Raw genomic sequence first — 14,361 nt, 5'->3', positions numbered from 1 at the left:
TGCGACACGTCCCTCACGCCGTCGCCGGAGCGCGTGGCCGATCAGGAGCGGGGCTGCCCCGTGTTGCGGTCGATGTGCGGCTTCCGCTCGACCGGCTTCTTGACGCGGACGATCTCGCCACGTCGTTCCTGGCCGGGCAGCGGCCGTGACCGACGTCCGTAGATGAGCTCCGAGGAGTCGAGCAGCCACGGCACGAGGGCGACGGTCACGCCGTGGACGAGCATGATCTGGTTGCGGATCCGCGACGCCCGCCGGTTGTGGAGGAGGCTCTCCCACCAGTGCCCGACGATGTACTGCGGCATGTAGACGGTCACGACCTCGGCGCCGTGCTCAGCACGGTGCGCCTTGATGTACTTCGCGAGCGGCATCGCGAACTCGCGGTACGGCGACTCGAGGATGACGAGCGGCACGTGGATGTTCTGTTCGATCCACTGCTGCTCGAGCAGCTTCGTGGCCTCCGGATCGATCGACATGTGGACCGCTTCGAGGCTGTCGTGCTTGGCGGCGATCGCGTAGTCCAGCGCCTTGAGGATCGGCTTCTGCATCTTGCCGACGAGGACGATCGCGTGGTCGCCGGTCGCGCCGAAGGTCGTGGTCGGGTCGACCTCGACCTCCTTCTCGACGTCGCGGTAGTAGCGGTTCACGCCGAGCATGAGGACGAAGAGGATCGGCATGAGCACGAAGACGAGCCAGGCGCCATGGGTGAACTTGGTGATCGTCACGACGATGAGGACGCTCGCCGTGAGCAGGGCGCCGAACGCGTTGATCGCGAGTCCGCGGTAGACGGAGCCGCGGTTGTCGCAGCCCTCCCGCAGCATCCGCAGCCAGTGCTTCACCATGCCCGTCTGGCCGAGCGTGAACGACACGAACACCCCGATGATGTACAGCTGGATGAGCTGGGTGAGGTTCGCCTGGTACACCACGAGGATCGCGCATGCGGCGAGACCCAGGATGATCATGCCGTTCGAGAACACGAGGCGGTCGCCACGGGTGTTGAGCGACTTCGGCGCGTAGGAGTCGCGCGCGAGGACGGCGCCGAGCAGCGGGAAGCCGTTGAACGCCGTGTTGGCCGCGAGGAGCAGGACGCACGCGGTCGCCGCCTGGATGAGGAAGAACGGGATGCTGTTCGCACCGAACACCGCGGTCGCGACCTGTGCCATGAGGCTCGGCTGCGGGGTCGTCGCGCAGTCCGCGAACCCTTCGAGGTGACAGGCGTTCTCGGCGTAGTGCACGCGGGAGATGAGGGCGAGCGCGGTGAGGCCGACGAACAGCACGATCGCGGTGCCGCCCATGAGGACCAGCGTCTTCTGGGCGTTCTTGATCTGCGGGCGACGGAACGCCGGGACGCCGTTCGAGACGGCTTCGACACCGGTGAGCGCTGAACAACCGGAGGAGAAGGCGCGCAGGAGGAGCAGGATGAACGCCGCCTGGGTGAGGCTCTCGCCCTGCACGGTGAACGCGGCGCTCGACGCGACCGGGGCGTCGCCCATGAACGTGCGGGCGAGTCCCGCGACGATCATGACGAGCACGCTCGCGATGAAGAAGTAGGTGGGGATCGCGAAGGCCTTGCTCGACTCCCGGACGCCGCGGAGGTTCACGGCCATGAGGACGAGCACGAACCCGACGGCCAGCTCGACGCGCCAGGGGTTCAGCCCGGGGATCGCGGAGATGATGTTGTCGACGCCCGAGGCCACCGACACGGCGACCGTGAGGACGTAGTCGACGAGCAGCGCGGAGGCGACCACGAGGCCGGCCTTCTCGCCGAGGTTCCGGTGGGCGACCTCGTAGTCGCCACCACCCGACGGGTACGCCTTGATGAGCTGTCGGTAGCTCGCGACCACCACGACGAGGAGGATCACGACGCACGCGGCGACCCACGGCGCGAAGCTCAGGAAGGCGAGCCCGCCGAGCGTCAGGATCATGAGGAGTTCCTGCGGCGCGTACGCCACACTCGACAACGCGTCGCTCGCGAAGATCGGCAGTGCGAGGCGTTTGGGGAGGAGCTGGCCCTCCAGGTTGTCGGTCGGCAGCGGGTCCCCGATCAACCAGCGTTTTGCCGATCGTGGTTCTGTCCCGGGCTCTCGACCCTCAGTTGTCACGAGCGGCGATATTACTCCTTCGGGAACCGGAGTCAAGCGGGGATGAGCTGGATGGACAGGCATCGTCACCCGACCGTGACGCAGTGTTCATCGAGCGGGGGAGTGGCGGACCCGGATGGTCGACCAATATCCTGATCGACGGCTGTTGCCTGGCTGTGAGCCTGAACAGTCGCTCGTGATCGACACCCACCTCAAGGACCCTCATCGTGACCGCTCGCCGTCGTCTCCTCCCGCTCGCCCTCGCCGCTCTCGCTGCGGCCCTGACGCTCTCCGGTTGCAGTGTCGTGGAGGGCATCCTCCCGAAGCCCGCCGAGACCCGGGATGCGCAGTCCGGCGAGATCGTCGGTGGAGGCACCACGGACGTCTTCACCCTCTCGGTCGGTGACTGCCTGAACGACGAGTCGTCGTCCGACGAGGTCACGGAGGTGCCGACCGTGCCCTGTTCCGAGCCGCACCAGTACGAGGTGTACGGCGAGGTCACGCTGACCGGCGACGAGTGGCCCGGCGAGGAGGCCGTCACGCAGCAGGCCGACGACGGGTGCTACGCGCAGTTCCAGGCGTTCGTCGGGATCGTCTACGAGGACTCCAGCCTCGAGTTCAACTACTACACGCCGACCGAGGCCAGCTGGAACGGGGTGGACGACCGGCTCGTCACCTGCGTGATCTACGACTCCGCGGCGACCACCGGCTCGCTGGCCGGCGCGGCACGCTAGGCCGACCGCACACGCCGTACCGACGGAACCGCCCGACTCCTGTGAGGGGTCGGGCGGTTCTGTGTCTCGGCCTGCGTGTCGGGGCGCTCAGCCCTGCAGGCGCTCGCGCAGGCGGTCGCGGACGGCGACGAGGTCGGCACGCAGGGCCGAGACGGTGTCGTCGTCGAGCACGCCCCCACGGGCGACGTGCTCGCGGAGTTCGGCTCGGACCGCCTGCCGGAACTCGTTGATCGACACGTCGGTCTCGTGGAGCGCCAGGCGACCCTGCACCTTCTGGTCGGCGCTCTCCTCGGCGGTCGACGTCCAGCTCGGACCGGGCTTCGCGGACTGCTTCGCCTCGCGCGCGGCGGAGGCGAGATCGGCCCGGAGGCTCTTCATGGCCGCCGTGACGCCGCTGCGGACCTCGTCGGCGATGCGGCGGACGGAATCGGTGAGCTGGTCCTCGATGCCGTCGAGCTCACCCGCCCGTGCCGCGAGCTCCGCCCGGCCCGCCTCGGTGATCTCGTAGACGGTCTTCCGGCCGTCGCTCGTCTTCGTGACGAGTCCCTCCTCCTCCAGCTTCGCGAGGCGCGGGTAGATGGTGCCGGCGCTCGGGCTGTAGGTGCCACCGCTCCGGTCGGTGAGCGCCTGGATGAGTTCGTAGCCGTGCTTCGGCGACTCGTCGAGCAGGCTCAGGAGGTACAGCCGCAGGCTGCCGTGGGCGAAGACGGGGCTCATGCGCCTGCCTCGCTCCCTGCGGTGGTGGCCGCGCCCGCCGGCTCGGCAGCCGGCCGGCGGAGGACGGTCACCGCGCCGCCGACGGTGTTCATGCGCACCTCGGCGAACTGTCCGGACAGGGCGCCGGTGTGCGAGTTGTACCCACCACCGCGCAGTCCCTTGAGGACGACGCCGTCGATCGCCAGGCGGCCGCCGACCGAGTTCGCCGTGTAGCGCGCGGCGAGCTCCTCGTCGAGGCGGACCGTGATCGCGCCGCTCACGGTGTTCAGGTCGAGCTGCTCGCACGCACCGTGGATGTCGAGGAGCAGGTCGGAGGAGACGCCGTCGATCGAGGCGCGCGTGATGTCGCCGGAGACGGTGACGTCGCCCGAGACCGTGTGCGCCTGGATGCGACCCGTGTGGTTCTGGACCGTGAGCTCGCCGCTCACGGAGTTGAGGTCGAGTCGCCCGGTCATCCGGTCGGCCACGAGGTCGCCGGACACCGTGTTGAGCTTGGCGTCTGCGGTGAGGCCTGCGACCAGTCCACTGGCGCTGACGACACCGAACGTCAGGGCGATGTCGCGGGGGACGAGGACGCTGACCTGGGCCGTGGCGCGATTGGCGCCGAAGTTCGAGAACACTTCGAGGAAGTTGTCCCAGCGCAGCTGCGGGTGGTCGATCTCGGCGACGTCGCCGTCGATGGTGATCTTGAGGTCCTTGCCGGTGACGGCCCCCACCTCGATGCGGGCGCCGGGCTCGTCGTGTCCGATGATGTCGACCTGGCCGCCGATGAGGCCGACCTTGAGTCGTCTCACGAGTTCGAGGTCGATGATGCGGCTCTCGCCGGGAGCGATGATCCACTTCTCCTGTGCCATGGTGCGGTTCCTTCCGAGTGATCGCGATATATCGCGTTGAACTGGAATTCACGATATATCGCGTCTCGGTGCATGGCAACCCCTGGAACCTCCGGGATCACCCTGAGTCGACCCTGGGATCGGCGGCCGCTCAGTACCAGGGAGCGATGGCCAGGTCGTCCGGTACGGACCCCTCGTCGCTCGGCGGTCCGTCGCCGTCGAGGCAACTCGACCCGGCCGGGACCTCCGAGCGCGCCGACCACGGGTCGTCGGCCTCCGCATGGAAGGGTACGTACCCGACGAGCTTCGAGGACGGAGGCCTCACCTCGGCCTCGAGCGCAGCGGTGAAGTCGTCGAACTCCTTCGTGGCGTACACCGTCGCGCCCTCCAGCCCGGACGACCGATCCAGCTCGCAGGAGACGGCCACCGGTCGCCAACCTGCCTCGCGCAGCTGGGCCAACATGGCGGTGGCGGCAGGCCAGGCGGGCCCGCTCACTCCTGGTTCCGCGGTGACGTCCGTCGGCCAGAGGTCGTCGACCGTGATCGCCCCGCGTTGCACACTGACGTTGGCCGAGGTGTCCGGAACCCGTGGCCCGGTGACGCTGCCGTCCGCGAAGAGCGGATCATCGGCCAACGCGGTGAGCCGGGCATCGTCGGTCTCGTCCGCCACGACGGGGGTCGACGACAGGCCGCATCCCGTGCAACAGAGCGCCGCGACGAGGATGGTCAACGACACGGTCGCGAGGCGACGATGGATCTGCTGCATGACGGCCCCTTCCGCGGCGCCCGGGCGGACGCGTCACCCTCACCGTAACCGACGCCCCGTCGTGCGCCAGGTCCGACGCCCACCGGGCTATGGGGAGTGCTGCCCATCGTCTTGGGGAGCCGGCTGGGACAGGGTGGAGCCATCGGATCAGGCGCATCACCGGGATCGGCCGGGCAGCGCGAACAGCACCGGAGAGCGGGGAACCATGAGCGGCACGATGCAGGTGGACGATGCGGGCCTGGCGGCGGTCGTCCAAGCGGTCGCCGGGGCGGCGTCGAGCGCGACGGGGATCTTCTCCACGTGCCTCGACACGTCGTTCCTCGACGAGCAGGTGGCCACGAGCGCCGCCGCCTTCGAACTGACGTGGCGGACCGAGATGACGGAGGCGGGCAAGACGCTCGACGACTTCGCGCGGTGGATGCAGAACGTCGCGGACACGATGGCCGGTACGGATGCGGCGCTCGCCGAGGACGCCTCATGACCGCGCCGTCGCCGCCGGCCCGGACATGCACGGCTGCTCAGCCCGACCGCCGTGATGCGGCCGAGCGGGCCGAGACCGGCGCGCGGGTCGCGTCGCTGGCCGCGGAACTCCGAGGTGCCGGCGTCCCCGCCGGCGTCACCGAGCAGGTCGCGAGTGTGGTCCGCACGGCCGGTCTCGACGCCGTCATCGGCCTCGGCGCCGGCATGCTGACGGACGAGCAGGCGGGGGCGGTGTTGCTCGACGCCCTCCTCGACGCGCGTCGCCGAGGAGCCGACAGTGCGGAGACGGCCGCCGAACTGCGCGCGGTCGCCAAGCTGCAGACCGTCGTCCTGCGGCTCCTCTCCGGCCTCGCCGCGACCAGGAGCACCACCGGAAACAAGGACCGACCATGAACCTCTCCGAACTCCGCACCAAGAGCTCAGCCGAGATCGACGTGCTCGCCACCTTCATCGGCTCGTTGAGCGGCGACCCGTTGAGCTTCATCACGTCGATCGGTTCGTTCGTCGATCGCGCGGTCGGGCTCATCCCCAGATCCTCCACGTTCGCGGACACCCCGCCGCCGGGTGACCCGGCCACCATCGACGGGCTCGCGGAGCAGTACGAGAACGCGGCGCTCGCCGCGGAGGCGATCCAGACCACGCTCTCCACCGTCACCGGGTCGAGCCTGCCGGACGCCCTCGTCGGGGTGACGGGCGCGAGCGCGACGCAGGTCCTGGCGTCCGTCGACACCCTCGTCGGCACCGAGATCGAGGGGCTCCGATCCGGGGCCAGCGGCCTCCGAGACTACGCGGACGCCATCACCTCGGCGCGCACCGCCCACCAGCCGGGTGCCGACAGCATCCGCGACGGCCACCGGACCATCGGGAACATCTCCGTGAACCCGTGGGCGATGACGAACCCGATCACCGGAGCAGGAGAGGTCGCCGGGGTGATCTCGGACCTCATCCGCGGAGCCGGTCAGATCCTCGACGGCGTATCCGTCTGCCACGAAGCCTACGAGGACGCATGGGCGGCCGGTGAGGCGCTGCAGCGGGCCCTGTCGGACTCCGAGGGCTACGCCGTGCTCGCCGGCGTCGAGGTGCCCGTGGGCCAGACGAGGCTGGACGTCCTCGTCTCGCGGACGCAGTTCCCGAACGGCGACCCCGACGGTTCGGTCCTCTCCGAGACGGAGTGGGCCAACTACGTCCAGAACTGGAACGCGATGAGCGACGACGAACGGGAGCGCATCCTCGCGGCGATGGAGGAGTCCGGCGACCCCGCCGTCAGCGCCCTCCTCATGAGTGCGATCGCCACCGGCGCCGGCAGTTCCTCCGTGCTCGCCCTCGCCGACGCGATCAAGAACGCTCCCCCCGGCGAACGCCAGCGCATGATCGACGAGCTCACGAACCTCGGCGTCGGCGACAACGGGGACGCCACGGTGAACGGCGAGACCTTCGACCAGTACAACAACAAGACCTGCGGGTCGACGACGCTCATCACCCTCGCCGCCCAGTCGGACCCGTTCCTCGCCTACTGGCTGCAGACCGGCGAGTTCCTCGACGGCCATGTGCCCGACTACCTCCGGGGTCTCGACCTCGCCGATGCGGCCGGTCTGGACACGGAGGATCGGATGACGTTCCTGCAGCAGGCCGTCCAGGACCGCGCGAACGACCTGTTCCCCGGCCCCATCGACTACCCGAACGTCGCGGGCACGGCACCCGGCGGCGCGGTCGCCGAATCCGACCGCACCGGTACCGACTACCACATCGACTGGACCAACGCCCTGGGTGGTGACTCGGGCCGAGGGGCGGCGCTCACCGAGGCCGCGGCGGCAGCGAACGACGGGACGCCCGTCCCGCTCCTCGTCGGCCCGAGCGACAACACCATCCCGCAGCATTACGTGCTCATCATCGGCTTCCACGACGGCGACTACGAGATCTACGATCCGTCGACCGGCGAGACGAACTCCGTGGACGAGGACATCATGCTGAACGGCTCGGATGAGCCGGTCACCGGCTTCGCGAACTGGAACCAGATCTACGCGGTCGTGAACCCGAGCTGACCCTTCGACAAGCTCAGGGACCGGGCAGCCTGCTCGAGGGCAGCGGAGACCACAGCGGCATCAGCGCCAGTGGTACTCGAGCTGACCCTTCGACGAGCTCAGGGACCGGGCGCGGCCGTCCGCGGCTCAGCCGACCCGCTTGCGTCGTCGGGTGATGAGGATGGCGGCACCGACGGCGAGCAGCATCGAGGACGGCAGGGCGATCGCGAGCGGGAGGCCGAAGGGGACGTCGAGCAGGGCCGCGACGGCGAGGGCGACGGCGAACCCGAGGCCGACTCCGGCGCCGGTCATCGCACTCATGATGACGGGGTCGATCAGCGCGGGGCGGGCGGTGGATGTCGTCGAGGAGGTCATGCTCCGAGCCTAGGAACCACCCGCTCAGCCGACATCCGTCGGCTGACTGATCCGTCATCGAGACGGTCTCCGCCGAGCGGGGGAGGTCGGCGCGGCATCAGCGCCAGCGGTACTCGAGTTCCGGGCGGCCGGGGGAGCCGTACCGGGGCGACCGCTCCACCGCGCCTGTCTCGGCGAGGTACTCGAGGTAGCGCCTCGCCGTCACCCGTGACAGGGACCCGGCGGCCGCCGCCTCGCTCGCCGAGAGCGGAGCCGGCCGCGCTGCCGGAGGAGGTCCGAGACCAGACGCAGGGTGTCCTCCGAGAGCCCCTTCGCCAACTGCGGGCGGGAGGACGGCGCTCGCAGCGTGGCGAGCGGTGAGGTCCACCTCGTGCTGGCTCGCGACCGAGCTCCCTCCGCCGACATCGTGTGCCGGAAGGAGCGATACGCCTCCAGCTTGTCGGCGAACGCGGGGAACGCGAACGGTTTGATGAGGTACTGGACGATGCCCGCCGAGACCGCCGCTCGGACGATCCGGAGATCACGGGCCGCGGTGATGGCGATGACGTCGACGTCGATACCCGCCGTCCGGATGCGTCGGCAGAGCTCGAGACCGTGCGCGTCCGGCAGGTTGAGGTCGAGCAGGACGAGGTCGATCCGGTCGTCGGGGGAGCGGTGGGCCGCAGCTGCCCGCAGCGCCTGCATCGCGGTGGCCGCATCGCCCGCCACGGCGGCGAGTTCGAAGCCCTCGACGCGGCGCAGGTAGGACGCGTGGGCCTGCTGGGTGATCGGTTCGTCCTCGACGACCAGGACCCGGATGCGCTCGCTCATGTGCCTGCCTCGTCCCGGACGCCGACCGCGGCCGGCAGCGTCACGACGAACGCCGAGGACGGCTCGCGGACGACCTCGATCGTGCCGCCGAGTCGTGTCACCGCCTGCTGGACCAGCGCGAGACCGAACCCCCGACCGTAGCGGCCGGGCTCCTTCGTCGACCAGCCGCGCACGAACGCGAGGTCGAGGGCCTCCGGGGGCAGGCCCGGTCCGCTGTCGGTCACCTGGATCACGAGCTCCGTCGTCTCGGCGTCGTCGGACCGCCCGGCGCCGAGGTCGTCCGGCAGCCCCTGCCCGAGGTAGACCTCCACCCAGGGGCGATCGCCGGACGCCGCGTCGATCGCGTTGTCGATGAGGTTGCCGAGGATGGTGACGATCACGGCCGGGTCGACGCGCACGCGTCCGAGCGCGGGGTCGCTCTCGAGGTGCAGCTCGACCCCCTGCTCGGCCGCCTGCGCCGTCTTGCCGAGCAGCAGCGCCGAGATCACCGGCTCCTGTTCCGCCGCGAGCACGCGGTCGGTCAACCGCTGACTCGCTCCGAGTCCCTGCGCCGCGAGGTCGAGCGCCTCCTCCCGCCGGTCGAGCTCGATGAGCGAGACGATCGTGTGCAGCCGGTTCGCGAACTCGTGGGTCTGCGAGCGCAGGGCGTCGCTCATCGTCCGCATCGACGCCAGCTCGCCGCTCAGGTGTTCGATCTCGGTGTGGTCGCGCAGCGTCATCACCCACCCACGCGGGTGCGGGCCTGCCGTCTCGCCCGGACCGACCGCCGACTCCTGGTTCACGACGAGCACGTGGTCGCGTGTGAGGTGGATCTCGTCCACGGCCTGGCGTCCGCTCGCGAGGAGCTCGCGCAGGCCGGCGTCGATCGGCAGCTCGTCGACCGGCGCCGCTCCCGGGGAACGCTCGCCGAGGGGCAGCCCGAGCAGTTCGGACGCCTGGTCGTTGACGAGCACGAGACGGCGGTGGCGGTCCACGAGGACGAGCCCCTCCCGCACCGAGTGGAGCACCGACTCGTAGTAGTCGAACATCCTGGCGAGGTCCTCCGGTCCGCGCGACCCGGTGACCCGTGCGAGGTAGCGGCGGAGCGTCCAGGAGCCGATCGCGCCGATGACGAGCACGAGCAGAGCCGTTCCGAGCAACCACGGCACCCGGGTCTCGAAGGTCTCGGACACGTTGCTGACCGTGACGCCTGCGGCGACGAGGGCGACGACCTCGCCGGCGCCGTCACGGATGGGTGCGACGGCGCGGACGGAGGGGCCGAGCGTGCCCGTGTACGTCTCGGTGAAGGTCCGTCCCTCGAGCGCCGGTCCGATCGTGCCGATGAACGGCTTGCCGATCTGGTCGCGCTCGCGGTGCGTGTACCGGGTGCGATCCGGAGCCATGATCGTCACGAAGTCGACACCGGTGTCGCGCATGAGCGCCTCGGCGTAGGGCTGGAGTGCGTCCGACGGGCGATCCGAGCCGAGCTGCGCGACGACGTAGGGGTTGTCCGCGACGCCGTTCGCGACGTCGAGGCACTTCGCGACCGCGCGGTCCTCGGTCTCGGTGCGGGCCTGGAACCACAGCAGGACTCCGGCGACGAGCGTCATCGCGACGACCGCGACGAGCTGCACGAGGAAGAGCCGCGAGGCGATGCTCCTGGACCGACCGGCCATCGCGTCACCTCCGTCTGCTCCGTCGCGTCGACCCCTCAAGTATCGGGGGTGACGACGGCCACAGGCGTCGCCGACCGCGACCAGTACGACCACAAGCGGTCACTACGACCACAACCCGGTCGATCCGCCGGCGTGGTCGCAGCATGGGTCGATCGACCACCCGCTGCCGCACTGACGCGGCCGACGAAACGGATCCGGAATGGCAATGACGCTCTCCTCCCTGAAACGGCTGGACAAGACCCACTACCTCTACCTCGCGGTGATCGTCGCGGTGCTCGCCGGCATCGTCGTCGGACTCGCCGCCCCGGAGTTCGCGAAGGGACTCAAACCCATCGGCGACGCCTTCGTGGCGCTGATCAAGATGATGATCGCCCCGGTCATCTTCTGCACCATCGTGATCGGCGTCGGGTCGATCGCGAAGGCCGCGACCGTCGGCAAGGTCGGCGGGCTCGCGCTGCTGTACTTCATCGTGATGTCGACCTTCGCCCTCGCGATCGGCCTCGTCGTCGGCAACCTCATCCAGCCGGGCGCCGGCTTGAACCTCGCCGAGACGAGCTACCAGGTGGAGGGGGAGGCCAAGAGCACGACCGAGTTCATCCTCGGCATCATCCCCACGACGCTCGTGTCCTCGCTGACCGGCGGCAACATCCTGCAGGTCCTCTTCGTCGCCCTGCTCGTCGGCTTCGGCCTGCAGAAGATGGGGACGACGGGTGAACCGATCCTGCGCGGCATCAAGCTCATCCAGGCGCTCGTGTTCCGGGTGCTCGCGATGATCATGTGGATCGCGCCCATCGGTGCCTTCGGTGCGATCGCCGCCGTGACCGGGTCCGCCGGCGCGAGCGCGCTCGTCGGGCTCGCCACGCTCATGATCGCGTTCTACATCACCTGCGCGTTGTTCATCGTCGTCGTGCTCGGCGGGGTCTTGCGCCTCGCCACGGGCTTCAACATCTTCAAGCTCATGAAGTACCTCGGCCGCGAGTACCTCCTCATCGTCGGCACCTCCTCCTCCGAGGCTGCGCTGCCGCGACTCATCGCGAAGATGGAGCACCTCGGTGTCTCCAAGCCGGTCGTCGGCATCACCGTCCCGACGGGCTACTCCTTCAACCTCGACGGCACCGCGATCTACCTCACCATGGCGTCGATCTTCATCGCCGACGTCATGGGCGTCCCGATGAACCTCGGGGAGCAGATCTCGCTCCTCGTGTTCATGATCATCGCGTCGAAGGGCGCCGCGGGCGTCACCGGCGCCGGTCTCGCGACCCTGGCCGGCGGCCTGCAGGCCAACCGACCCGACCTCGTCGACGGGGTCGGCCTCATCGTCGGCATCGACCGCTTCATGTCGGAGGCGCGTGCGCTCACGAACTTCACCGGCAACGCGGTCGCCACGATCATCATCGGCACGTGGGTGAAGGAGGTCGACCGGGTGCAGGTCGGCGAGGTCCTCTCCGGTCGCTCGCGGTTCGACGAGGCGACGATGAGCGTCGACGACCACACGGGCGCGGTGGCGGTGGCGAAGCCCTGAGGGATCGGCCCTTCGACAGACTCAGGGACCGGACATCCGGTCCCTGAGCCTGTCGAAGGGTGGCTTCAGTTGGCCGGGGAGTCGACGATCGGCTTCGAGGGCGGGGTGTCGCCCTCGAGCACAGCCTCGTCCACGGCGGTGGTCGAGTGTTCCGTCCGCGGAGCGATCCGGAACAACGGGATCGTGTAGCCGCAGATCGGGCCGATGAGCACGGCGAAGACCACCGTTCCGATGCCGACGTTCCCGCCGAGCAGCCATCCGATGCCGAGGACCACGAGCTCCACACCCGTGCGCCCGACCCAGATCGGCCACCCGGTGACGCGGTGGATGCCGGTCATGAGGCCGTCTCGCGGGCCGGGGCCGAAGTTGCCGCCGATGTAGAGGCCCGAGGCGACGCCGAGGAGGAGCAGTCCGCCGGCGAACAGCAGGATGCGCGCCCACAGGTCGAGGTCCGCGGGGATGAACGCCAGCCCGATGTCGGCCGAGGGCCCCACGAGGAGGACGTTCAGGACGGTGCCGACACCCGGCCGCTGCTTGAGCGGGATCCAGGCGAGGAGCACGAGCCCGCCGACGATGATCGTGATGAGTCCGAAGCTCAGGCCGGTCCGCAGGTTGAGTCCCTGGGTGAGGACGTCCCACGGGGCGACGCCGACCGCACCGCGCACGATCATCGCGATGGCGATGCCGTACAGGAAGAGGCCGATGAGGAGTTGGAGCACACGACGGGTCATGGTGGACAATCCAATTGCACGATTGGCTTTGGCGCTAGAGGCCAATCTGGGTATCGTGGTTCAATGGCTTCCATCACCCTGAGTGCCCGATCGCTCGCCGCCCTGCTCGGGCAGTGGAAGACCGCTGCGCCCGCATACCGCGGTCTCGCCGACCGCATCCGACTCCTCGTCCTCGACGGACGCATCCCGGTCGGCACCCGTCTGCCGGCCGAGCGGGAACTGGCCGATCGGCTCGCGCTGAGCCGCACCACGGTCACCGCGGCGTACCGCGAACTGCGCGAGGCCGGCTACCTCCGCAGCATCCGCGGTTCGGGCAGTGTCACCCTCCTGCCGTCGGCGCCCACTGCGCTGGCTCCCGTGCCACAGGGCGGGTTCCTCGACTTCAGCAAGGCGGCCGTCCCGCCGTGCCCCGAGATCATCGACGCCGTGGCCACCGCCGCCGCAGAACTGCCGCGGTACATGCACGACTTCGACTACGACCTCGTCGGCATGCCCGAGCTGCGGCAGGCCATCGCCGACCGCTACACCGCGCGCGGGCTGCCCACCGACCCCGACGAGATCATGGTGACCGTGGGGGCCCAACACGCGATCGCCCTCATCGCGCGCACCCTGCTCAGCCGAGGTGACCGCGTCCTCGTCGAGATGCCGAGCTATCCCCACGCCTACGAGGCGCTCCGGGCGGCCGGGGCCAGGCTCGGCGCCGCGACCGTCTCCTCGGAGACCGGCTGGGACGTCCGCGAACTCGAGCAGTGGTTCGAGCGCACGAGCCCCGCGATGGCGTACCTCATGCCGGACTTCCACAACCCGACCGGGGCGTCGATGCCGCTCGAGACCCGCCGACGGGTCGCCGCAGCCGCCGAGCGGCACGGGACGGTGCTCGTGATCGACGAGACCACGGCCGAGCTCGACATCGACCGGCCGACGGACGAGGGCCTCGACGGCACCCCGTTCGCCGCACTCCAGGGCGCGCCGGCGTCGATCATCACGATCGGCTCGGTGGGCAAGACGATCTGGGGAGGCCTCCGCATCGGGTGGATCCGGGCCGAGCGCGGCACGATCAGGAAGCTCGTCTCGGCACGCTCGCTGGGCGACCTCGGCACGCCGATCCTCGACCAGCTGACCGTCCAGCAGTTGATGCCGGCGATGGACGGCATCGTCGCCCGGCGCGGTGTCGCGCTCGGCGAGACCCGCGACCGGCTCGTCGACCTCCTGGCCGACCGCCTTCCCGAGTGGACCGTGCCGCGGGTCGACGGTGGGATCGCCACCTGGGTGAACCTCGGCGAGGCCGCGTCATCGCAGCTCTCGCTCGCGGCTCGCAGCCACGGGCTCGTGATCGTCGCCGGGCCACGGTTCGGGATCGACGGGGCGTTCGAGCGCTACCTTCGCATCCCGATCAGCTATCCGTGGGCCCAGACCGAGCAGGCGGTCGAGCTGCTGACGCAGACCTGGCACTCCGCGATGTTCGGGCACGTGCCGGCTCTGGACTACCTCGAAGACGTCGTCTGACCTCGTCGCCGACGAGCGTGACACCGCTCCACACGCAGTGCTCGTGCGTGCCGTGTCCAGCCTCCGCGCGAGACCGCCGTCGGACGGGTGTGCGGTGACATAATTACAGCGTCCGCACCTCTCGCAACAACCG

Annotated in this window: 14 protein-coding genes; 6 read left to right on the top strand and 8 right to left on the bottom strand. The window is 69.7% G+C overall.

The genetic code is table 11. The features are described 5' to 3' along the window. Positions 1-41: 41 nt before the first annotated feature. Positions 42-2,045, bottom strand: a complete 2,004-nt coding sequence (locus tag AC5JOC_RS00930) for an APC family permease (protein ID WP_249404638.1) — start codon at positions 2,043-2,045, stop codon at positions 42-44. 260 nt (positions 2,046-2,305) lie between these two features. Here AC5JOC_RS00930 and AC5JOC_RS00925 point away from each other — a divergent pair, with 260 nt between their 5' ends. Further along, positions 2,306-2,812 (top strand): septum formation family protein, encoded by a 507-nt coding sequence (locus tag AC5JOC_RS00925; protein WP_229940073.1) that lies wholly within the window; start codon positions 2,306-2,308, stop codon positions 2,810-2,812. An 87-nt stretch (positions 2,813-2,899) separates the two neighbouring features. Here the strand turns inward: AC5JOC_RS00925 and AC5JOC_RS00920 are convergent, their stop codons facing one another. From AC5JOC_RS00920 to AC5JOC_RS00910, 3 genes are all read right to left on the bottom strand, one after another. Further along, positions 2,900-3,529 (bottom strand): PadR family transcriptional regulator, encoded by a 630-nt coding sequence (locus AC5JOC_RS00920; protein WP_124768676.1) that lies wholly within the window; start codon positions 3,527-3,529, stop codon positions 2,900-2,902. Then, complete coding sequence (locus AC5JOC_RS00915) at positions 3,526-4,383, bottom strand: DUF4097 family beta strand repeat-containing protein (protein WP_137242313.1); 858 nt, start codon at positions 4,381-4,383, stop codon at positions 3,526-3,528. The genes AC5JOC_RS00920 and AC5JOC_RS00915 overlap by 4 nt, the downstream gene beginning before the upstream one ends. A gap of 130 nt (positions 4,384-4,513) precedes the next feature. Next, positions 4,514-5,128, bottom strand: a complete 615-nt coding sequence (locus tag AC5JOC_RS00910; RefSeq protein WP_137242312.1) for a hypothetical protein — start codon at positions 5,126-5,128, stop codon at positions 4,514-4,516. 205 nt (positions 5,129-5,333) lie between these two features. On the opposite strand from AC5JOC_RS00910, the gene AC5JOC_RS00905 reads away from it, so the two are divergent. Genes AC5JOC_RS00905 through AC5JOC_RS00895 form a run of 3 tightly spaced genes read left to right on the top strand, consistent with a single transcriptional unit; the run spans position 5,334 to position 7,650 of the window. Continuing rightward, a complete protein-coding gene (locus AC5JOC_RS00905; protein ID WP_124768679.1) occupies positions 5,334-5,609 on the top strand; it encodes a hypothetical protein in 276 nt (91 codons plus the stop codon). Continuing rightward, positions 5,606-6,001: a hypothetical protein gene (locus AC5JOC_RS00900; RefSeq protein ID WP_124768680.1), complete on the top strand. Its 396-nt coding sequence runs from the start codon at positions 5,606-5,608 to the stop codon at positions 5,999-6,001. Before AC5JOC_RS00905 ends, AC5JOC_RS00900 begins: the two co-directional genes overlap by 4 nt. Next, the gene (locus tag AC5JOC_RS00895; protein WP_192004551.1) at positions 5,998-7,650 is read left to right on the top strand and encodes a hypothetical protein; all 1,653 of its coding nucleotides are present in this window, start codon (positions 5,998-6,000) and stop codon (positions 7,648-7,650) included. The genes AC5JOC_RS00900 and AC5JOC_RS00895 overlap by 4 nt, the downstream gene beginning before the upstream one ends. 126 nt (positions 7,651-7,776) lie before the next feature. On the opposite strand, the gene AC5JOC_RS00890 is transcribed toward AC5JOC_RS00895, so the two are convergent. The 3 genes from AC5JOC_RS00890 to AC5JOC_RS00880 form a co-directional block, all read right to left on the bottom strand. Next, complete coding sequence (locus AC5JOC_RS00890) at positions 7,777-8,004, bottom strand: hypothetical protein (protein WP_124768682.1); 228 nt, start codon at positions 8,002-8,004, stop codon at positions 7,777-7,779. A 201-nt stretch (positions 8,005-8,205) separates the two neighbouring features. Next, positions 8,206-8,814, bottom strand: coding sequence for a response regulator (locus tag AC5JOC_RS00885; RefSeq protein ID WP_494244880.1), 609 nt, complete (start codon positions 8,812-8,814; stop codon positions 8,206-8,208). Next, positions 8,811-10,469, bottom strand: a complete 1,659-nt coding sequence (locus AC5JOC_RS00880) for an ATP-binding protein (protein ID WP_494244878.1) — start codon at positions 10,467-10,469, stop codon at positions 8,811-8,813. Before AC5JOC_RS00880 ends, AC5JOC_RS00885 begins: the two co-directional genes overlap by 4 nt. A gap of 199 nt (positions 10,470-10,668) precedes the next feature. On the opposite strand from AC5JOC_RS00880, the gene AC5JOC_RS00875 reads away from it, so the two are divergent. Continuing rightward, on the top strand, positions 10,669-11,991 hold the full coding sequence (locus AC5JOC_RS00875; protein WP_086474609.1) for a cation:dicarboxylate symporter family transporter: 1,323 nt from the start codon (positions 10,669-10,671) through the stop codon (positions 11,989-11,991). A gap of 65 nt (positions 11,992-12,056) precedes the next feature. On the opposite strand, the gene yczE is transcribed toward AC5JOC_RS00875, so the two are convergent. Next, positions 12,057-12,722, bottom strand: coding sequence for a membrane protein YczE (yczE, locus tag AC5JOC_RS00870; RefSeq protein ID WP_064294226.1), 666 nt, complete (start codon positions 12,720-12,722; stop codon positions 12,057-12,059). A 63-nt stretch (positions 12,723-12,785) separates the two neighbouring features. On the opposite strand from yczE, the gene yczR reads away from it, so the two are divergent. Beyond that, positions 12,786-14,228: a MocR-like transcription factor YczR gene (gene yczR, locus AC5JOC_RS00865; protein WP_159877738.1), complete on the top strand. Its 1,443-nt coding sequence runs from the start codon at positions 12,786-12,788 to the stop codon at positions 14,226-14,228. The last annotated feature ends 133 nt before the right edge of the window (positions 14,229-14,361 follow it).

Source organism: Plantibacter sp. (assembly GCF_059073635.1).
The sequence above is the reverse complement of the archived record's forward strand: the minus strand, read 5'-3'. Positions and strand labels throughout refer to the sequence as shown.